We start from the raw sequence: 18,118 nt of genomic DNA, 5'->3' as shown, positions 1-18,118 counted from the left end.
CTTCGCTCAGCCGAGCTCGGCCAGGTCGTCCTCGCTCAGCTTCAGGGCGGCGGCGGCCACGTTCTCCTCCAAATGGCTCAGCGAGCCGGTGCCCGGGATGAGCAGGATGTTCGGGGACCTGGCCAGCAGCCAGGCCAGCGCCACCTGCGGCACGGTCGCGCCGTGCCGGGCGGCCACCGCGTCCAGGCGCTCGGCCGTGACCGGCTGGAAGCCGCCGACCGGGAAGAACGGCACGTAGGCGATCCCCGCCTGCGCGCAGGCGTCCACGAGCGGGTCGTCGTCGCGGCTGGCCACGTTGTACAGGTTCTGGACGCAGGCGATCGGCGCGATCGCGCGGGCCTCGGCGAACTCGGCGGCCGTCACGTTGGAGACGCCCAGGTGGCGGATCAGGCCCTCCTCGCGCAGCGCGAGCAGGGTCTCCAGCGGCCCGGCCAGGGAGGTCTCGCCGCGGTCGAGGTCGCCCATCCGCAGGTTCACCACGTCGAGACGGTCCACGCCCAGCGAGCGCAGGTTCGCCTCGACGCCGCGGCGCAGGCCGTCCGGGGTCAGGCCCCGCTTCTCCGAGGCGGGCAGGCCGATGTCGGCGCCCTCCACCAGCGCGCCCACCTTCGTCACGATCACCAGATCGTCCGGGTACGGGTGCAGCGCCTCCCTGATCAGCTCGTTGGCCGCCACCCCGTCACGCGCGTAGTAGTGCGAGGTGTCGATGTGGTTCACGCCCAGCTCCACGGCCCGGCGCAGCACGGCCAGGGCCGTCTCGCGGTCGGGCCGGTCGCCCCGTGGCCAGCCGGTCAGCTTCATCGCGCCGTAGCCGACCCGCGCGACGCTCAGGTCGCCGCCCAAAGCCCATCGTTCAGTCGTCACGACCCTCCACCGTAGACCCTGGGGAGGGTCCTGGACACGGGGTGACACGACGGCGGCCACGGGGCGGGCGCGCCGATCACGCCGATCAGGTCGCCCTCCGGGCCGGTGAAGCGGCCGACGACGGGCGCCGGAACTCATCGGTGCAAACTTGATCAATTCCTTAACGGGGCACGTCGCGTCACAAGTGATCATCTATTGCCGCATCGGCGACGCTGGGTGACAGACCCCTCTGATCTGTCGCCGTACCGACCAAGGAGTCATTGTGCGCATTCGCGTCCTCGCCGCCGCCCTCAGCGCCGTCCTGCTCGCCGGCCCCGCCGCCGCCGCTGACGTCCCCGACCTGGCTGACCTGACCGACGTGACCGACCTGAACGACCTGAGCGACCTGAGCGACGTGGCCGTCCCGGCGGCCGGGGCGCCCGGTGGCGACCCGGGCAAGTTCTGCATCAGTGTCCCGGTGAGCGCGATGGCCGAGGCCTTCAGCTCCTTCGTCGCGAGCTTCGCCGCCGCGAGCACCGCCTCCGCGAGTGGTACCGCACCGGACGCCGCCGCCACAGGTGCGGCGGCCGGGCCCGCCCTGCCCCGGAACGTGCTCGTCCTCCAGGCCGCCCCCTGCTGAAGGCCGACCACCCAAGCGTCACGGTGAGTCACGATAGAGTCACTATCCGTCTAGTGAACGGAAAGACCCGCACATGCACACCATCACCGCCGCCGCCACTCGGACCACCGCCTGGCGGTGGCCCGTCATCCTGCTCGGCATCTCCGGTCTGCGGCTGGACCGTGGCACCCGCTACCGCCCGGCCCGCCTGCTCCTGTTCGTCCTGACGGCCGCCCTGTACTACCTGCTCACCCCCGTCCTGACGACCCCGGCGGTCGCGACCGCCTACGCCGCGACGGTGTGGCTGCTGTACTACGGCGGCCTGAGCCTGACCCTGGGCGGCCCCGGCCGCACGGCCCTCATCGCCCGCTTCGGCGAGGACCGCGCCTACGCCCTGTACGAGGTCGCCCTGGGCGTGCTGTTCATGAACCAGGGCTTCGCGCAGGCCGTCGTCATCTACGCCTACGGTGACAGCCTGCCCGCCGCCGTCCCGTCCTGGGCCGCGTACGCCGCCGGGGCGGCCCTCATGGCGGTGGGCACGTTCTACAAACTGTGGGCGGCCCGCACCGCCGGCCTGGACACGTACTACTGCCGCGACATGTTCATGGGCCGACCGATCGGGGACGCGAGCGAGCTGGTCGTCGCCGGCCCCTACCGCCACCTGCGCAACCCCATGTACGGGGCCGGCAACCTGCACGCCTACGGGTGGGCGCTGTGGTCGCACTCGCTGGAGGGCCTGGCCGTGGCGGCGGCCTTCCAGCTCGGCATCTACCTCTTCTACCACCTGTGCGAGCGCCCCTTCATCGAGCGCGCGTACGTCAGGAAATGAAGGTGATCTTGCCGGTGCCGTGGACGGCGCCGAGCCCCTTCGTGGCGCAGACGCTGACGTCGGAGGTGGGGGTGGCGGTGCCGACCACGTTCGCCCCGGCCAGCGCCCCCTTGGTGACCCGCCCGCCGAGCAGCATGTCGCCGGGGTTGTAACCGGCCACCTTCTGCACCGACGGCCGCACGGTGGACATGCCGGTGCGGGTGCCGTCCGCGCCGTACCAGGTGATGGTGCCCTTGCCGTGCACGTCCCGCACGCCGGCGCACGAGGCGCGGCCGGTGCTGCGCACGGACATCACGCCCGTGCGCAGGTTGGCCGCCGCCGGCGTGGACGAGGAGCAGCCGGTCAGCACGATGCCGGCCTGGGCCGTCACGGTGCGGGGCATCAGCTTGACCGGCGGGGTGAACGTGATCGGGCGCTCCGAGGTGGTGGACACCTGGCAGGTGAGCAGCGTCTGCTGCACGCTCACCCCGGAAGCGGAGGCCGGGGCGGCGGTCATCACCACCGCGACCGCCGCGGCCACCAGCGGGCGAGCGGTCATCAGCGGGCGAGCGGCCGTGAGCGGGCGGACGGGCATGGGCAGGCGTGCGGGCATGAGCGGGCGTGCGGGCATGAGCGGGTGAACGGGCATGTCATCTCCTCGTACTGGCCGTGATCGGCGCGCTGCTGATCCTGCTCAGGCGCGCCCACGACAGAACCGAGCATGATCTGCGGCGGCCCGGGCGAACCGCGTCCCGGCAAAACTTGATCAACTCCTTAACGGCGGACGACGTGCCACAAGAGATCATCTATCGCCCTATCGGCGACGCTGGGTGACACGAGCGCTGACGACGTCTCGGAGGAAGGAGCTCGCTGTGAGCGACGAAGACATCGTGACCGTGGTGCGCGAGCGCTGCGCGAAGATCTTGAAGGTCGATCCGGCCCGGGTCACCGAGGACGCGCTGCTGCGCGAGGACCTGGACGCCGACAGCCTCGACCTGGCCGAGCTCCACGTCGCCCTGGAGGACACGTGGGGCCCGCTGCCCCGCGAGACCCTCGCCGACGTACGGACCGTCGGGGACGTCCTCGCCAAGGCCCGCCTCCTGCTGCTGAGCGAGCCGGCGTGAACGGCTCGCGCGCCCGCGTCGCGGTGACCGGGCTGGGCGTCCGCACCCCCGCCGGCGCCCACCCCAAGGAGCTGTGGAACGCGCTGCTCGCCGGCCGCTCCACCGCCCGTCCGATCACCTCGTTCGACACCGAGGGGCTCGGCGTCGGGTTCGCCTGCCAGATCACCGGCTTCGACACCTCGGCGTACCTGACGCCCAAGCAGGCGTCCCGGCTCGACCGGGTGGCCCAGCTCGCGCTGTGCGCCGCCACCGACGCCCTGACGGACGCCTTCCCCGACGCCTCCCACCTCGACGGCCCCACCGGGACCCCGCCGCACCGGCGAGGAGTCGTGACCGGCACCGGCTTCGGCGGCAGGATGTCCGACGAGGCGGTCATGCTCGCCGGCCGGCACCCGAACGCGGCAACCCCGGCCCCCTCCACGTGCCGATGATCATGCACAATTCGGCGGCGGCCGCGATCGGCATCCAGCACCGCGTCCAGGGCCCCAGCCTGTCGGTCGAGACGGCCTGCGCCTCCGGCTCCCACGCCATCGGCGAAGCGGCCCGCCTCGTCCGCGACGGCTCCGCCGACCTCGTCATCGCCGGCGGCGCGGACGCCTGCGTCACGCCGACCGTGCTGCTCGCCTTCCACCGCTGCCAGGCCCTGTCGCAGCGCAACGACGCGCCGGAACGCGCCAGCCGGCCCTTCGACCGCGACCGCGACGGGTTCGTCCTGGCCGAGGGCGCCGCCTTCCTCATCCTGGAGAACCTCGAGCACGCCCTGCGCCGCGACGCCCGCGTCTACGCCGAGCTCACCGGCTACGCCTCCACCTCCGACGCCCACCACCTCACCGCGCCGCCGCCGCACGGCGAGGGCGCCGCCCGCTGCATGCGCGCCGCCCTCGCCGACGCCCGCCTGGCACCGTACGAGATCGCGCACGTCAACGCGCACGGCACCGGCACGCCGCTCAACGACGTGGCCGAAGCCCAGGCGATCAACGAGGTGTTCGGCCCCGCGCGGGTGCCCGTCACCTCGATCAAGGGCGTCACCGGGCACGCCATCGCCGGCGCCGGCGCCATCGAGGCCGTCGCCGCCGTCCTCGCGCTGAACGAACGCGTCATCCCGCCCACCGCCAACCTCGACCACCTGGACCCTCGGTGCGACGTCGACGTCGTCAGCCGGGTCCGGCCCATGCCGCCGGGGCCGGTGATGTCCAACTCGTTCGGCTTCGGCGGCCACAACGCCACGCTCGTCTTCTCGCCGCACTGACTCTCGCCATCCGCTTGCCGACACCTTGATTTCCGACACCTTGACGAAGGACTCATCGTGCGTATCTCCGCCACCGCCGGCCTGCTCGCCGCCGCCCTGATCGCCTGCGCGCCCACCGGCCCGGCCGCCGCCGACGACACTCCCGCCGGCCTCCTGCCCTCGGCCGCCGACCCGGACCGGGTGTGCGTCACCGTGCCCGTGCAGTCGCTGGCCCAGGCCGTCACGAACTTCTTCGCGCCGAGCTCCGCGACGGGAGCGGCCTCCGCGAGCAGCACGGCACCGGCCGCGACGGCGAGCGCGGCGGCGGGCGTGGCGGCGACCGGCGCGACGAACGGCATGGCGCCTGGCACAGTGCCCGGCACGACGTCCGGAACGGTGCCAGGAACCGGGGTGTCCCAGCCGCCCCAGGACGCTCAGGCCCAGGGCGCCCAGGCTCAGGGCGCCCAGGTTCAGGGGGCGGCGGGGCCGGCGCCGAGGTTTCTCGGCTTCGAGCTGCCCAGGGACGTCCGCGTCCTGGAGGCCGCCTCCTGCTGAGCCCGCCCGAGTCGCTCCTTTCGAGCTGTGGAAGGTGATGCGGTGTGACCACCCCGCTCTTCGACGTCGTGGCCATGACCGAGCACTGGGCCCGCGCCCACCCCGGCACGGCCGCCTGCCACGTGGACCGGCGCCGCCGCCGTCCCGAGACGCTGACGTACGCCCGGCTCGACGAGCTCATCACCCGGGCGGCGGCCAGGCTGTCGCGGGCGGGGGTGACGCCGGGGACGCGGGCCGCCGTGATGATCCCGCCCGGCCGGGAGCTGGTGGCCGTGGTCCTGGCCCTGCTGCGGCTGCGGGCGGTACCCGTCCTGATCGATCCGGGGCTCGGCGTGCGGGCCATCGGCGCGTGCCTCGCGGAGGCGGCTCCGGGGGCGTTCATCGGGGTGCCGCGCGCGCACCTGGCGCGCGCGATGCTGGGCTGGGCGGCCGACAGCGTGCACACCACCGTCACGCTCGCCACCCGCACCCTCTGGCTCACCAGGCCCCGCACACCGTACGTCCAGGCGGCGGCGGGTCCGGACGCCGACGACCTGGCGCTCATCGCCTTCACCTCCGGCTCGACCGGCCCGCCGAAGGGGGTGCCCTACCGCCACCGGCACCTCACCGGGCAGACCGGCCTGCTGGCCCAGTTGGGGGCGCTGGAGCCGGGCGCGACCGTGTACTCGACGTTCCTGCCGTTCGCGGTGGCGGCGCCGTCGATGGGGTGCGCCGCCGTCATCCCGCGGCTCGACCTGCGCCGCCCGGACCGCACCGATCCCGCCGCCATGGTCCGCTCCATCACCACGAACGGCGTGCGCGGCCTGTTCGCCGCACCCGCCCTGCTGGACCGGCTCGCCCGCCACTGCCTGCGCCACGGCCAGGTGCTGGACGGCGTCGAGATCGTGCTCACCGCCGGCGCGCCGCTGCCGTACCCGGTGCTGGACCGCGCCCGGCGGTGCCTGCCGGCGCACGCGGACGTGCGCTCGGTGTACGGCGCGACCGAATGCCTGCTCGTCAGCATGGCGGACGCGGCCGAGCTCACCGCCACCGCGCCGGCCACCGCCCGCGGCGCCGGCACCTGCCTGGGCTCCGTCCTGCCGGGGAACGTGGTCCGCGTCATCCGCGTCACCGACGAGCCGATCCCGCACTGGTCGGACGACCTGATGGTGCCGCCCGGCACCGTCGGCGAGATCACCGTGGCCGGCCCCGCGGTCGGCGACCCCTACCTCGCCCGCCCGCACGAGAGCGCCCTGGCCCGCATCGACGACCACGGCGAGCCGGTGCACCGCATGGGCGACCTCGGCTGGCAGGACGAGCAGGGGCGGCTGTGGTTCGCCGGGCGCAAGAGCGAGCGCGTCCGCACCGCCGGCGGCGACCTCTACACCGACCAGGTGGAGCCGATCATCGACGCGCTGCCGGGCGTGCGGCGCAGCGCGCTGGTGGCCGTGGGCCCGCCGGGCGGCCAGCGCCCGGTGCTGTGCGTGGAGTGCGAGCCGGGCACCTCCCGCCGCGAGCGCCGCGACCTCGTCGAACGCGTCCGAGCCCGCGCCATCACCCTCGGCGGCATCGCGGAGGTGCTGCCGCACCGGGGCTTCCCGATGGACGTCCGGCACGCCAGCAAGATCCGCCGTCCCCTCCTCGCCGATTGGGCCGCCCGCCGGCTGGGCCGGGAGGAGCGGTGAAGGTCCTGGTGACCGGCGGCGGCGGGTTCCTCGGCCAGGCCGTGTGCCGGCTGCTGACCGCGCGCGGCGACCACGTCTCGGCCCTGAACCGCCGCCACTACCCGGAGCTGGCCGCGCTCGGCGTCGTCCAGCACACCGCCGACGTGCGCGACCCCGATGCCGTACGGGCCGCCGTGGCGGGCCGCGAGGCCGTCGTGCACTGCGCCGCCCTGGCCGGCGTGTGGGGGCCGGCCCGCGCCTACCGCTCGATCAACGTGGACGGCACCGCGAACGTGATCGACGCCTGCCTGCGCGCCGGCGTCCCCCGCCTGGTGCACACCTCCTCGCCGAGCGTCGTGCACGACGGCCGCGACCTGGAGGGCGTGGACGAGTCGGCCCCCTACGCCCGCCGCTTCCTGGCCTCCTACCCGGCCAGCAAGGCGATCGCCGAGCGGCTCGTCCTGGCCGCGAACGGCGACCGGCTCGCCACCGTCGCGCTGCGCCCGCACCTCATCTGGGGGCCTGGCGACCCGCACTTCCTGCCGCGGCTCGTCGCGGCGGCCCGCCGCGGCCGGCTGATCCTGCCGCGTGCGCCCGGCAAACGCATCGACACGGTGTACGTGGACAACGCCGCCGAGGCCCACCTGCTGGCCCTGGACGCGCTCGCCCCCGGCTCGCCCGCCGCCGGCCGCGCCTACTTCATCACCCAGGACGCGCCCGCCCCGGCCGTCTCCTGGGTCAACGCCCTGCTGGCCGCCGCTGGTGCGCCACCGGTGACGCGGCTCGTCCCGGCCCGCCTCGCCCGCGCCACGGCCGTGGCCGTCGAGCACGCCTACCGGCTCGCCGCCGTACGAGCGGAGCCGCCGCTCACCCGGCTGGCCGCCGTCCAGGCCACGACCTCGCACTGGTTCGACCTGACGGCCGCCCGCCGCGACCTGGGGTACGAGCCGCGCGTCAGCACGGCGGAGGGCCTGGCAAGGCTCACCGCCCACCTGTCCGGCACCCAGGACGCACGCCTGGAGCCCTGGAATGCGCCGTCGGACCGCCGTCCCGCACGGCCGTCGCTGAGGTCCTGATGTCCGGACACCTCCGCCCCGGTGGCGGCACGCGCCTGCCCGGCTACCCCTTCGACTCGCGCTGGTTCGTCCACGACGGCCTGCGCCGCCACTACCTGGACGAGGGCGACCCGGCCGGCGCCCCCGTGCTCATGCTGCACGGCAACCCGTCGTGGAGCTACCTGTGGCGCCGGCTGATCCTGGCGTTGCGCGGCGAGCACCGCTGCGTCGCGCCCGACCACCTCGGCATGGGCCTGTCGGACAAACCCGCCCAGGACCGTTACCCCTTCACCCTGGCCTCCCGCGTGGACGACCTCGACGCTCTCACCGACCACCTCATCGCCGAGCGGGCCGCCCCCGAGCGCGGCTGGACGCTCGTCGTGCACGACTGGGGCGGCCCCATCGGCCTGGCCTGGGCCGCCCGCCATCCCGGCCGCGTGGCCCGGCTGGTCGTGCTCAACTCGGCCGCCTTCCCCAACCCGCACGGCCCCCGGGTGCGCCCGGCGCTGCGGCTGCCGTTCTGGCTGCTGCGTGAGACGCGGCTGGGTGAGCGCCTGTTCCTGCGCCATCACGCCTTCGCCCGGCTGGCCACGCTGCCGCCGTTCGGGGTTCGCGGGCGGTTGCCGGGTGAGGTGCGGGCGGCCTTCCTGGCGCCGGACGACGGGCACGGGCACCGGGTGGCCGTCCGGCGGTTCGTCCAGGACATCCCGCTCGGGCCCGCAGATCCGTCCTGGCCGCTGCTGCTGCGGGCGGAGGAGGGCCTGGGCGCGTTCGCGAACCGGCCGGTGCTGATCGGCTGGGGGCTGCGCGACCCGGTCTTCGACCCGGTCATGCTGCGCGAGTGGCGGCACCGCCTGCCCCGCGCCCAGGTCCACGTCTATCCGCGAGCCGGCCACTACGTGCTGGAGGACGCGCACGACCGGCTCGTGCCCGCCATCACCGCCTTCTTGGGACGCTGAGGCGGGGCAGCCACCAGTTGCCCCGCCCCAGCAGCCGCATCAGGCTGGGGACGAGCACCATCCGGATGATCGTGGCGTCCAGGACGATCGCCGCCGCCACCGCGAAGCCGCCCTGCTGGAAGTCCAGCCGCCGGGTCAGCATCAGCCCGCCGAACGTGACGGCCATGATCGCGGCGGCCAGCGTGATGGGCCGCGCCGTGTGCCGCAGCCCGTGCAGGACGGCGGCGGTGTTGTCGCCGCCGCGGCGGTAGTGCTCGGCGATGCGGTGCACGAGGAAGACCTCGTAGTCGAGCGACAGCCCGAACACGATGGTGAACACGATCAACGGCAGCAACGCGTTGATGTCGGCGCCCCCGCCGCCCAGGTCCTGGAAGACGACGGTGAGCAGGCCGAAGGCGGCGCAGACGCACAACACGTTCATGGCCACGGCCTTGACGGGGATCAGCAGACTCCTGAACGTGACCATCAGCAGCACGAACGACGCCAGCAGCACCACCGCCAGCACCTGCCACAGCCCGTTCACCGCGCCCGCCGCCAGGTCGCCGAGCCGCGCCGCGGGCCCGACCGCCAGCACCGGCTGACCGGCCGGAAGCAGCCGGGCGGCCAGCGCGCGCAGGTCCCGCTGGAAGCCGGCCGCCGCCGCGCCGTCCGGCGGGCAGCGGTCGGCGACCAGCATCACGGTCAGGTCCCTGCCGTTGTCCAGGACGGTCGCCATGGTGACCCTCGGGTCGGTCTTCAGGGCCTGCTGGAACGCGAACGTGTCCACGGGCGTGGCCCGGCCGGGATGCGGCAGGGCGACGGTCGTCAGCCCCGCCACGCCGTCCCGCTCCAGCCCGGCCAGCCCGGCCCCGATGTCGGTGCCCGCGAGCGCCGGCCGGTCGTAGTGCAGCCCCATCCGCAGGTGCAGCACCGGCAGCGCGGCCAGCGCCAGCACGGCCACGGTGGCGAGGGCGTACCGTCCTGGCCTGCGCATCATCCGCTCGGCCCCCCGCACCCACCTGACCCGTCCACCACCCCGCCACGGCCCGGTGCCACGGCCGGGCCGGTGCCAGGGCAGCGTGCCCCACTCCAGCCGGTGATCCAGCTGGGACAGCAGCGCCGGCCCCAGCGTCAGCGCCGCCGCCAGCGTCACGAACGCGGCCAGCATTCCGGCCAGCGCCAGCGAGTGCGCCCACGGCACGCCGACGACCAGCAGCGGGCAGGACGTGACGGCGATGGCGGCGGCGCACCAGGTGACGGTGCTGCCCGCGGTGGCGGCGGCCCGCCCGGCGGCCACGGCGGGGGCCAGGCCGGCGCGCCGGGCCTGGCGGTAACGCAGCAGGATGAGCAGCGTGTAGTCGAGCCCCAGCCCCAGCGACATGGTGACGGTGTAGGTCAGCATGGTCGAGTCGACGGGCGCCAGCGTGGCCGCCACCGCGAGCGCGCCCATGCCCGTCAGGATCGCGGCGCCCCCGACCACCAGCGGCACCGCCGCCGCCCCACCGCGCCGAGCCCGAGCACCAGCAGCAGCGCCGCCACCGGGACGGTCATGGCCTCCATCGACCGCAGATCGGCCAGGTCGGCGTGCGCGAGCTGGGCGAAGGCCCGGCTGACGCCCAGGATCGTCACGGTGACGGCCCCCGCCGACGCCTCCTGCGCGGCCCGCCGCGCGGTGGCGAGCTGGGCGGGCAGGTTCCGCTGCCGGGCCAGCTCGTCACCATGCACGCCCGCCAGCACATACGCGTGCCGGGGATGCCGGCCCCCGCTCTCCGCCGGCGGCGGCGTGGCGCGGGTCTCCGCCAGCGGCGGCGTGCCACCGGTATCCGGCGACGGCGACGGCGGCGGCGGCGACGGCGGCGGGGTGCCGGGCTCCGGCAGGGGCAGCATCGCGCCGATGTCCGGCCGGGCGGCCAGGGCCTCCACGGTCGCGGCGATGGCCCGCTGGTAGCGGGGGTCGTCCGCGTTCAGTGTCGGAGAGCCGAACGCCAGCATCACCTGCTCGCTCCCCAGCTCGGGAAACCCGCGCGCGACCACCGCCGCGGCCGCCGCGGACGGCGAGCCGGGCACCTCCAGGGAGGGCGGGGCGAGCCGCTGTGTGAGGCCGGGCAGCAGCAGCGCCGCCCCGCCCGCCAGGAGCAGCCACACCACGACGATCAGCCGCCCGCCCGGCCCGGCCGCCCACCGGCCCAGCCGGTCGAGCAGGCCGGAGCCGCCGGCGAGGCCGTCCTGCCAGGCGCGCGGCCCGGCGGGGGAGGGGCCGGCCGTCACGGTGTCACGACGAGCACTGACGCGCACGAGGTCCTCCTACGGCTTCAGGGCGCCCGCTCGCGGCCCGGTTCACGACGAGAGGGGCAAGGTCGGTGCCGCCGCGGCGGCGTTCACCAGCGCAGCAGCACCGTGCCCGAGCTGAGCCCGCTGGCCACGCCCACCAGGGCGACGAGGTCGCCGCGCTTGAGCCGCCCCTCGCGCTCGGCCAGATGGAGCTGCATCGGCAGCGTGGACGCGGCCAGGTTGCCGTGCTCGGCCACCGTCTCCTCGGCCTTGTCGCGGGGCAGGTCCAGCAGGTCGCACAGCCAGTACAGGGCCGCCAGCGACGGCTGGTGCGCGCACACCACGGCCACGTCCTCCCAGGCGAGCCCGCGCTCGGCCAGCGGCTGCCGCAGCACGCCCAGGTCGAGCTTCTGCACCCCGATGGCCAGCGACACCGGATCGATGGTGAACGGCCCGGGACGGAACCCGCCGGAGGCGTCCCGTACGAACGGCATGATCGAGGCTTCCCAGTACGCCGAGTTCGCCCCGAACCGGTGCCCGAGCACGCCCGGCGTGGCGCTCGACTCCAGCAGCAGCGCCGAGCCCGAGTCCGACACCGTGTAGGACGGGATCGCCGGCTCGAAGTCCTCCTGCGACGCCAGCCGCCACTGGATGCTCGACGTGACCACCTCGCCGCAGACGACGAGCACCGTACGGTGATCGCCGCCGGTGATGAGCGCGTCCGCGAGATGGATCGCCCGCAGGACGCCGTTGCACGCGTCCCGCACGTCGAACACCGGGCAGGAGGCCCCCAGCTTGGCCGCCACGATGTGCGCCGTCGCCGGCTCGACGGCGTCGCCCGACACCCCCGCGTGGATGATCAGGTCGATGGACGGCGGCGTGTGCCCGGTCCGCCGCAGCAGCCGCCGGGCCGCCGCCACCGCCAGGTCCGACGCCATGGTGTGCGGCGGCGCGACGTGGCGCCGCCGCACGCCGCTGTGCCGCTCGATCAGCCCGCGCGGCACGCGCAGGCCGGGATTGCGCTCGGCCAGCAGGTCTTCGAGCTGCGGCGTCGTGAGGCTGTCATCCGGTACGTGCACCGCCACCCCGGCCACCCGCGAGTACCGTGACCGGCTCATGACGGCTCGCCCCCGAGCCGCACGGATTGCCGATAGAGCATCCTAAGTCCGCCTTTCCTGGGCCAACAGGCGCTCACGATAAGCAAGATCCCGGCGGCGGACCTAGCTGAACCGCCGAGGCCACGACCTTGCTTGCCGGGCCTTGACCAGCGGCATCCGCCCGCGCCCCGCGAGTGTGGCGGCGGCGCCCCTATGCCGCGCCGCCGCCCCGTTCTAGGGTGGGCGCTTCCCCGGCCCTTGAGGGAGGGTCCCGTGATCGACCCGCAGACCGTCGCCCAGTACGACCTGCCCGGCCACCTCAGAGCCGTGCCCGACGAGATCGACGCCACCGGCCTGCCCGTGACCGGCGCGCTGCCGCCCGAGCTGGACGGCCGCTACCTGCGCAACGGCCCCAACCCCCTGCCGGGGCAGCGCAGCGGCCACCTCCACGCGGGTCACGGCATGCTGCACGGGGTACGGCTGAGCGGCGGCCGCGCCGAGTGGTACCGCAACCGGTGGGTACGCACCGGCGCCTTCCACGGCAGGCCGTTCGTCACGCCCGACGGCCGCGTGGACCTGGCCTCCACCTCGGCCAACACCCACGTGATGGCGCACGCCGACCGCGTCTACGCGCTCGTCGAGGTCGGCCTGCCGTACGAGGTGACGCCCGACCTCGGCACCGTCGGCCCCTGCGACTTCGGCGGCCGGCTCACCACCGCCATGACCGCCCACCCCAAGCGCGACCCCGCCACCGGCGAGCTGCACTTCTTCGGCTACGGCTTCCGCCCTCCCTACCTCACCTACCACCGCCTCGACGCCAAGGGTGAGCTCGTCCACAGCAGGGAGGTGCCGGTGCGGGCGGGCACGATGATGCACGACTTCGCCGTCACCGAGCACCACGTCGTCTGGCTCGACCTGCCCATGACCTTCCAGCTCGCGCTGGCCGGGCAGGGCATGCCGTACGGCTGGGACGACGGCCACGGCGCCCGCCTCGGCCTGATGCGCCACGACCGGCCCGGCGCGGAGGTGACCTGGTTCGCCATCGAGCCGTGCTGGATCTTCCACGTCGGCAACGCCCACGAGGACGCCGCCGGGCGGGTGCTGCTGGACGCCGTCCGCTACTCGCCGCAGGAGTGGACCGCGCTGTGGGCGCTGCTGTCACGCGCCGACGCCTCGCGCGGCTTCGTCCCGTCGGACCCGGCGGTCGGCCGCGCCCGCCTGCACCGCTGGACCCTCGACCCGGCCACCGGCACCGCCACCGAGCAGCCGCTCGACGACCGCGTCGTGGAGTTCCCCACGATCGACGACGACGTTACGGGGCGGCGCTCCCGCTACCTCTACACCGTCACCGGCAGCGAGCCGCGCAGCCGCGACCGCTGCGCCGTCGTCAAGTACGACCTCGACACCGGCGCCTGCGACGTGCACGAGCTCGACGAGGACACGATGGTGGGGGAGGCCGTGTTCGTGCCGGCGGCGCAGGGGCCGCGCCAGGAGGACGACGGCTGGCTCATGACCATCACCACCCGCCGCGACGGCTCCGCCTCGCAGCTCCTGGTGCTCGATGCCACGCACGTGCGGGGCGGGCCCGTGGCGTCGGTGGACCTGCCGCGCGGCGTCCCGACCGGCTTCCACGGCTCCTGGATCCCGGACCGCCGCCCCTAAGGTCGCCTCCGCAGGGGTCCAGAGTCCTCCTCGGGGGGAGGACCCGGGTCACTGCCCGGCCCGACCAAGATCGTCCTTTCGGCCGACGCCGGGCGGGCCCGCGCGTTCCTAGTCTGCACGCATGAGATTTCCCCGCAGCGTGTTGCCCGCGATGCTGCTCGCCGCACTGGCGGCGGCGGCCGGCCGGCCGGAGGCGGACGTGCTGCCCCCGCCGCCCGCGCTCACCGGCCAGGCGCTGCAGGAGCGGTACGCGGCCGGCGACCGGCCGGGGCGGCAGTTCCTGGCGATCAGCCACAAGGGCGACGGGCAGGCGATCGAGGTGGTGGGCGACCTGGCGACGGCCCGCACGGTCGTCGTCTACGTCCCGGGGTCGGGCCAGAGCCTCGGCTCGTTCGACTCCTCCTACGAGGGGCCGGGCCGGGCCGCCCGCGCCCTGCACGACGAGGCGGCGGCCATCGAGCCGGGCACGGCGGTGATCGGCTGGCTCGGCTACGACCCGCCCGACCTGATCAACCCCGAGGTCGTCACGACGTGGCCGGCCGAACGCGGCGCCGAACGGTTACGAGCCTTCCTCACCGCCCTCGACCGGGCATTGGACGAGCGGGCGGCGGTGGTGGCGACCCCGGCGCAGGGGGACCGGGCGCAGGGGGACCGGGTGCAGGGGGAGCGGGTGCAGGGGACCGGGTGCAGGGGGACCGGGCGCAGGGGGAGCGTGGGCTGCCGGAACAGGCGCGGATCAGCCTGGTGTGCCACAGTTACGGGTCCGTCGTCTGCGGACGCGCCGTGGCGGGGCTGCGCGTGGCCGACCTCGTCGTGACCGGCAGCCCGGGCCTGGGGGCCGCGACGGCCGGCGACCTGCGGACCAGCGCCAGGGTGTGGGCGGGCCTCGGCAGCCGGGACGACGTGTGGCGCCCCGGCGTGGAGCTGGGCCCGTTCGGCTTCGGCACGGACCCGGTGAGCCCGGCGTTCGGCGCCCGCGTGTTCGACGCCGGCGACGCGACGCACGGGACGTACCTGCGCCCCGGCAGCCCCGCACTCAAGCGCATCGCCCGCATCGCCGTCACGGGCAGCGCCGAATGACCCGCTCGACGCAGCACCGGCTGCCCCACCGGATGTCCGGCCGGAGCGCGCCGTCGGTGGCCGTCGCGGCGATCGTGCTCGTGGGGATCGCGGTCGTGCACTGGCTGGCCACCGTGTTCGTCAGCACGCCGCGAGTCGGGGTGGCGAGCGACCCGGCCGGGCTGCCGTCCTGGGCGACCTGGCCGATCCAGCTCGCCGCACTCACCGTGCTGTCCTCCGCCGGCGCGGGCGTGGAAGGGAGGCGGGTGCCGCGGCCGGTGGTGACGTTCCTGGTGGCGTGGGCGGTCGGGCTCCTGGTCCTGCTGGCGAACGGTTACTCGCGCGACGTGATCCTCCAGGTCCTGGGCGTGGTGCTGGAGCCGGTGCCGTACGTGACCGCGTACCTCCTCATCCTCGCCGGCAGGCCCGCGCCCGCCCCCGTGACCGACGGGGCGGCAGGGAGCGCGCCCGGACGTCTGGCCCGGCTGATGGGACGGCTCGCGCTGCCGGTCTTCCTCTGGCACCAGACGGCGCCCGTCATCGTCGCCCTGGCCACCACCAGGCTCGGCCCCATCCCGGGCCTCAACGCGCTCTCCACCCCCTCCGCCTGGCTGCCGGCCAGGCTGGCCTGGCTCCCGCTCCTCGCCGCGATGCTGGCCGTGCAGGTCGCCCTGTCCGCGGGGCTGCGGCCGGCGCGGGACTGATTCCCCCGTACGGGGGAGGCGGCCCCGTCCCGTCGCCGCGACCCTGGGACAGGCGATCGGGGAGGGAGAACGCATGGGTGCTTCGCCACGGGTGCGGATGGCGGTCTGGCTGCTGCTGTGCGGCCTGGTGCCGTGGGCGGGGGTGAAGACGGTGTGGACGCTGGGCGGGGACGCCCTCGGCGTGAGCGGGCAGGCCTGGCTGGACGGCGTCGAGAACGACGGGGGCGCCCTCTACCGGGCACTGGCGGCCGTGGGTGTCGATCTGACGGTGCTGATGGCGCTGCTCGGGGTGTTCCTGGCGCTCGGGCTGGTGCACCGGTGGGGGATGGTGTTCCCCCGGTGGACCCTCGTGCTGGCCGGGCGGCGGGTGCCGCCGCTGCTGCCGCTGATCCCGGCGTGGGCGGTGGGGCTCTGCCTGGGGGCGTACGGGGTGGTGCTGCTGGCCATGGTGCCGCTCGGCCTGGCCGGGGTGATCCCGCCGTTCGCGCCGGTGGCGCCGTTCACCACCAGCGCGGACATCGCGTGGATGATCCTGTTCGGCGGGCTGGCCTTCGCGGGGCTGGGCGGCGCGCTCCTGGTGGGAGCGTGGTCGTACGGACGCCGCGCTAGGGCAGGCGTGGGCCGGCGGTGAGCCGGTGGAGGCCGAGCAGCGCGTAACCCAGCACCACGAACGCGGCCAGCACGCCGACCGCCGCCCCCGCCACCATCGGCCAGCCGAGCCGCTCCACGTTCAGGAACGGGTAGACGTAGCGGCGCGGCAGGTTGGGGGCGGCGAGCAGCACGAACGCGCCGTACAGCAGCGGGAAGCCCAGCCAGGCGAACGGCGCCGCCCAGCGGGGCCGGCGCGACCGGTCGAAGACGGCCCAGTCGACCAGGGCCATCACGGGTGTCACGTAGTGCAGCAGGAAGTTGCCCCAGCCGCGCGCGCCGCCGCCGTCCAGCAGCGCCAGCGGGTTCGCCAGGTCGCGGGAGACGTAGTTGACCAGGCACGTGACCACCAGGTACAAGGTCACCGCGCCCTTGACGTCGGCGGAGGCGGGCCTCCCGCGTCCCGCGACCAGCCGCCAGCCGTAGTAGAGCGCGAGCAGCACGTTGCTCTGCACCGTGAAGTAGGCCCACGGCCGGCCGATCGACGCCGTCAGGCACACCAGGCCCGCGACGGTCGCCGCGACCAGCAGGAGCCGCCACGCCGCCATCCGGCCCTCCGCGAACGTCACAAGATCACGCTAGCGCACGGAACCGCCGGGAAAGGCCGGTTCGTCCGATGGTGGGGTGCACGCACACCAGCCGCGCACACCAGCCGCTCGCCTCAGGCGCTCACCTCTAGCCGCCTCTAGCCGCGCACGACCCGGTAACGCAGATGGGTCACCGACGCGCTCCCGGCGACCGGCGTGCCTTCCTGGACCAGCTCGACCTGCTCCCCGGCGAACAGCGGCGTCCCCCCGCCCAGCAGCACGGGCACCAGGTGCAGCCACAGCTCGTCGAGCAGGCCCGCCCTGAGCGCCTGCCGGGCGACGTCGGCGCCCAGCACCAGGACGTCCTTGCCGCCGGCCGCCTCCTTGGCGCGCCGGAACGCGGCCTCCAGCCCGCCGAAGGCGAACGTGCCGCCGTTGTCGCCGACGAGGTCCTGCCTGGTGCGGTGGGTGACGACGAAGCCGGGGACGCCGGGCCACGGCGTTCCTCCCCAGGGGCGCAGGCCGAGGTCGAACGTGCGCCGCCCGATGACGGTGGCCCCGACCGCCGCGTCGACCTGCCGGCGGACGTCCAGGTCGGCCTCGCCGCCCGGGCCCTCGCCGCCCATCCACTCGTGCAGCCGCTCGCCGCCGTCGCCCATGGGCTCCTCCGCCCGCACGTTCGGGCCCGCCGTGAAACCGTCCAGGGAGACCGACACGTCCAGCACTACCTTGCTCATCACGAGCCTCCTTCGCTCCGGGTCACCTTCACGAGAAGGTCGGAGCCGCCCGCGCCGCTTCGACACGTTCGGCGGGAGAAATCCAGAAAAGGCCGCCGGCCGGTAGCATCCGCGCGTGGATCGCATCACCTCGGCCATCCCGGAGGCCGGCCCCGCCGACACCGCCGCCCTGCGCGAGATCGACGCCGACGAGCTGGCCCGTTACGTCCTCGACTCCAGGAACCCGTGGTGGCGGCGCCGGCGGTGTGCGGAGGCGCTCTTCAAGCGCGTCCCCGAGGCGCGGGTGCCCGGGCTGCTGGACCGCGTCCGGGATCCGCGCGAGTCCACCGACGTGCGCCTCGCGCTGCTCGACGTGCTCGGGCACCGGGAGGAGCTGCTGCCGTGGCTGCTGCACGACGACCAGCGCGGCAACACCGCGTTCAGGTGGCGGGGGGCGATTCTGAAGGCGCGCGGCGAGGCGGGTGACCTCACGGCGGCGGCCGAGCTGTCGACGCTGGCCTTCGACCAGTGGCGGCGCAACAGGGCGAAGGGCCGGGCCGGGCTGGACGCGCTGGTGGAGCGGCACGGCGTGGCGGCGGTCGACCGCCTGCTCGGTGACCG

Annotated in this window: 23 protein-coding genes; 16 read left to right on the top strand and 7 right to left on the bottom strand. The window is 74.9% G+C overall.

All coding sequences use genetic code 11. The annotated features are described in order from the left end of the window. Nucleotides 1-6: 6 nt before the first annotated feature. On the bottom strand, nt 7-864 hold the full coding sequence (locus KIS93_RS10705) for an oxidoreductase (protein WP_186404086.1): 858 nt from the start codon (nt 862-864) through the stop codon (nt 7-9). A gap of 262 nt (nt 865-1,126) precedes the next feature. On the opposite strand from KIS93_RS10705, the gene KIS93_RS10700 reads away from it, so the two are divergent. Continuing rightward, nucleotides 1,127-1,483, top strand: coding sequence for a hypothetical protein (locus KIS93_RS10700; RefSeq protein ID WP_080039910.1), 357 nt, complete (start codon nt 1,127-1,129; stop codon nt 1,481-1,483). Nucleotides 1,484-1,556: 73 nt separating this feature from the next. Continuing rightward, on the top strand, nt 1,557-2,291 hold the full coding sequence (locus KIS93_RS10695; protein ID WP_080039909.1) for a methyltransferase: 735 nt from the start codon (nt 1,557-1,559) through the stop codon (nt 2,289-2,291). Here the strand turns inward: KIS93_RS10695 and KIS93_RS10690 are convergent. Further along, nucleotides 2,281-2,919, bottom strand: coding sequence for a hypothetical protein (locus KIS93_RS10690; protein ID WP_080039908.1), 639 nt, complete (start codon nt 2,917-2,919; stop codon nt 2,281-2,283). The genes KIS93_RS10695 and KIS93_RS10690 overlap by 11 nt on opposite strands. 20 nt (nt 2,920-2,939) lie before the next feature. Between KIS93_RS10690 and KIS93_RS10685 the strand changes: the two genes are divergently transcribed. The 8 genes from KIS93_RS10685 to KIS93_RS10655 are packed head-to-tail and all read left to right on the top strand — an operon-like array spanning nt 2,940 to nt 8,834. Next, the gene (locus KIS93_RS10685) at nt 2,940-3,104 is read left to right on the top strand and encodes a hypothetical protein (RefSeq protein ID WP_155127798.1); all 165 of its coding nucleotides are present in this window, start codon (nt 2,940-2,942) and stop codon (nt 3,102-3,104) included. A gap of 38 nt (nt 3,105-3,142) precedes the next feature. Next, on the top strand, nt 3,143-3,394 hold the full coding sequence (locus KIS93_RS10680; protein ID WP_168016230.1) for an acyl carrier protein: 252 nt from the start codon (nt 3,143-3,145) through the stop codon (nt 3,392-3,394). Further along, entirely contained in the window at nt 3,391-3,825 is a 435-nt protein-coding gene (locus tag KIS93_RS67420; RefSeq protein ID WP_222107395.1) for a beta-ketoacyl synthase N-terminal-like domain-containing protein, read from the top strand. The genes KIS93_RS10680 and KIS93_RS67420 overlap by 4 nt, the downstream gene beginning before the upstream one ends. Continuing rightward, on the top strand, nt 3,822-4,643 hold the full coding sequence (locus KIS93_RS10675; protein ID WP_222107394.1) for a beta-ketoacyl-[acyl-carrier-protein] synthase family protein: 822 nt from the start codon (nt 3,822-3,824) through the stop codon (nt 4,641-4,643). The genes KIS93_RS67420 and KIS93_RS10675 overlap by 4 nt, the downstream gene beginning before the upstream one ends. A gap of 57 nt (nt 4,644-4,700) precedes the next feature. Continuing rightward, on the top strand, nt 4,701-5,177 hold the full coding sequence (locus KIS93_RS10670) for a hypothetical protein (protein WP_080039905.1): 477 nt from the start codon (nt 4,701-4,703) through the stop codon (nt 5,175-5,177). Between the two features lie 44 nt (nt 5,178-5,221). Continuing rightward, nucleotides 5,222-6,841 carry a fatty acid CoA ligase family protein gene (locus tag KIS93_RS10665; protein WP_080039904.1) on the top strand — a complete coding sequence of 540 codons (1,620 nt, stop codon included), beginning with the start codon at nt 5,222-5,224 and terminating at the stop codon, nt 6,839-6,841. After that, complete coding sequence (locus tag KIS93_RS10660; protein ID WP_080039903.1) at nt 6,838-7,896, top strand: NAD-dependent epimerase/dehydratase family protein; 1,059 nt, start codon at nt 6,838-6,840, stop codon at nt 7,894-7,896. Before KIS93_RS10665 ends, KIS93_RS10660 begins: the two co-directional genes overlap by 4 nt. Beyond that, nucleotides 7,896-8,834 carry an alpha/beta fold hydrolase gene (locus KIS93_RS10655; protein ID WP_080039902.1) on the top strand — a complete coding sequence of 313 codons (939 nt, stop codon included), beginning with the start codon at nt 7,896-7,898 and terminating at the stop codon, nt 8,832-8,834. The genes KIS93_RS10660 and KIS93_RS10655 overlap by 1 nt, the downstream gene beginning before the upstream one ends. Here the strand turns inward: KIS93_RS10655 and KIS93_RS67415 are convergent. From KIS93_RS67415 to KIS93_RS10640, 3 genes are all read right to left on the bottom strand, one after another. Further along, nucleotides 8,812-10,302, bottom strand: coding sequence for an MMPL family transporter (locus tag KIS93_RS67415; protein ID WP_186404085.1), 1,491 nt, complete (start codon nt 10,300-10,302; stop codon nt 8,812-8,814). The two genes, KIS93_RS10655 and KIS93_RS67415, sit on opposite strands and share 23 nt — an antisense overlap. Then, entirely contained in the window at nt 10,269-11,108 is an 840-nt protein-coding gene (locus KIS93_RS67410) for an MMPL family transporter (RefSeq protein ID WP_186404084.1), read from the bottom strand. The genes KIS93_RS67415 and KIS93_RS67410 overlap by 34 nt, the downstream gene beginning before the upstream one ends. Nucleotides 11,109-11,191: 83 nt before the next feature. Further along, the gene (locus KIS93_RS10640) at nt 11,192-12,202 is read right to left on the bottom strand and encodes a 3-oxoacyl-ACP synthase III family protein (protein WP_080039900.1); all 1,011 of its coding nucleotides are present in this window, start codon (nt 12,200-12,202) and stop codon (nt 11,192-11,194) included. Nucleotides 12,203-12,454: 252 nt separating this feature from the next. Between KIS93_RS10640 and KIS93_RS10635 the strand changes: the two genes are divergently transcribed. The 5 genes from KIS93_RS10635 (at nt 12,455) to KIS93_RS10620 (ending at nt 16,237) form a co-directional block, all read left to right on the top strand. After that, nucleotides 12,455-13,843 carry a carotenoid oxygenase family protein gene (locus tag KIS93_RS10635; RefSeq protein WP_230466283.1) on the top strand — a complete coding sequence of 463 codons (1,389 nt, stop codon included), beginning with the start codon at nt 12,455-12,457 and terminating at the stop codon, nt 13,841-13,843. A 121-nt stretch (nt 13,844-13,964) separates the two neighbouring features. Beyond that, a complete protein-coding gene (locus KIS93_RS63275; protein ID WP_222107393.1) occupies nt 13,965-14,660 on the top strand; it encodes an alpha/beta hydrolase in 696 nt (231 codons plus the stop codon). After that, nucleotides 14,627-14,923 carry an alpha/beta hydrolase gene (locus tag KIS93_RS67405; protein ID WP_281261962.1) on the top strand — a complete coding sequence of 99 codons (297 nt, stop codon included), beginning with the start codon at nt 14,627-14,629 and terminating at the stop codon, nt 14,921-14,923. The genes KIS93_RS63275 and KIS93_RS67405 overlap by 34 nt, the downstream gene beginning before the upstream one ends. Continuing rightward, complete coding sequence (locus KIS93_RS10625; protein WP_080039897.1) at nt 14,920-15,606, top strand: hypothetical protein; 687 nt, start codon at nt 14,920-14,922, stop codon at nt 15,604-15,606. The genes KIS93_RS67405 and KIS93_RS10625 overlap by 4 nt, the downstream gene beginning before the upstream one ends. A gap of 73 nt (nt 15,607-15,679) precedes the next feature. Further along, complete coding sequence (locus KIS93_RS10620; protein WP_155127795.1) at nt 15,680-16,237, top strand: hypothetical protein; 558 nt, start codon at nt 15,680-15,682, stop codon at nt 16,235-16,237. Here KIS93_RS10620 and KIS93_RS10615 read toward each other — a convergent pair. Next, nucleotides 16,212-16,823 (bottom strand): Pr6Pr family membrane protein, encoded by a 612-nt coding sequence (locus tag KIS93_RS10615; protein WP_080039895.1) that lies wholly within the window; start codon nt 16,821-16,823, stop codon nt 16,212-16,214. The genes KIS93_RS10620 and KIS93_RS10615 overlap by 26 nt on opposite strands. A 116-nt stretch (nt 16,824-16,939) precedes the next feature. Next, nucleotides 16,940-17,518, bottom strand: a complete 579-nt coding sequence (locus KIS93_RS10610) for a dihydrofolate reductase family protein (RefSeq protein ID WP_080039894.1) — start codon at nt 17,516-17,518, stop codon at nt 16,940-16,942. Between the two features lie 115 nt (nt 17,519-17,633). Between KIS93_RS10610 and KIS93_RS10605 the strand changes: the two genes are divergently transcribed. Then, a partial coding sequence (locus tag KIS93_RS10605; RefSeq protein WP_222107391.1) for a hypothetical protein occupies nt 17,634-18,118 on the top strand: 485 nt, incomplete at its 3' end.

This window comes from [Actinomadura] parvosata subsp. kistnae, assembly GCF_900323885.1.
Taxonomy (GTDB): Bacteria; Actinomycetota; Actinomycetes; order Streptosporangiales; family Streptosporangiaceae; genus Nonomuraea; species Nonomuraea composti.
The sequence above is the reverse complement of the archived record's forward strand: the minus strand, read 5'-3'. Positions and strand labels throughout refer to the sequence as shown.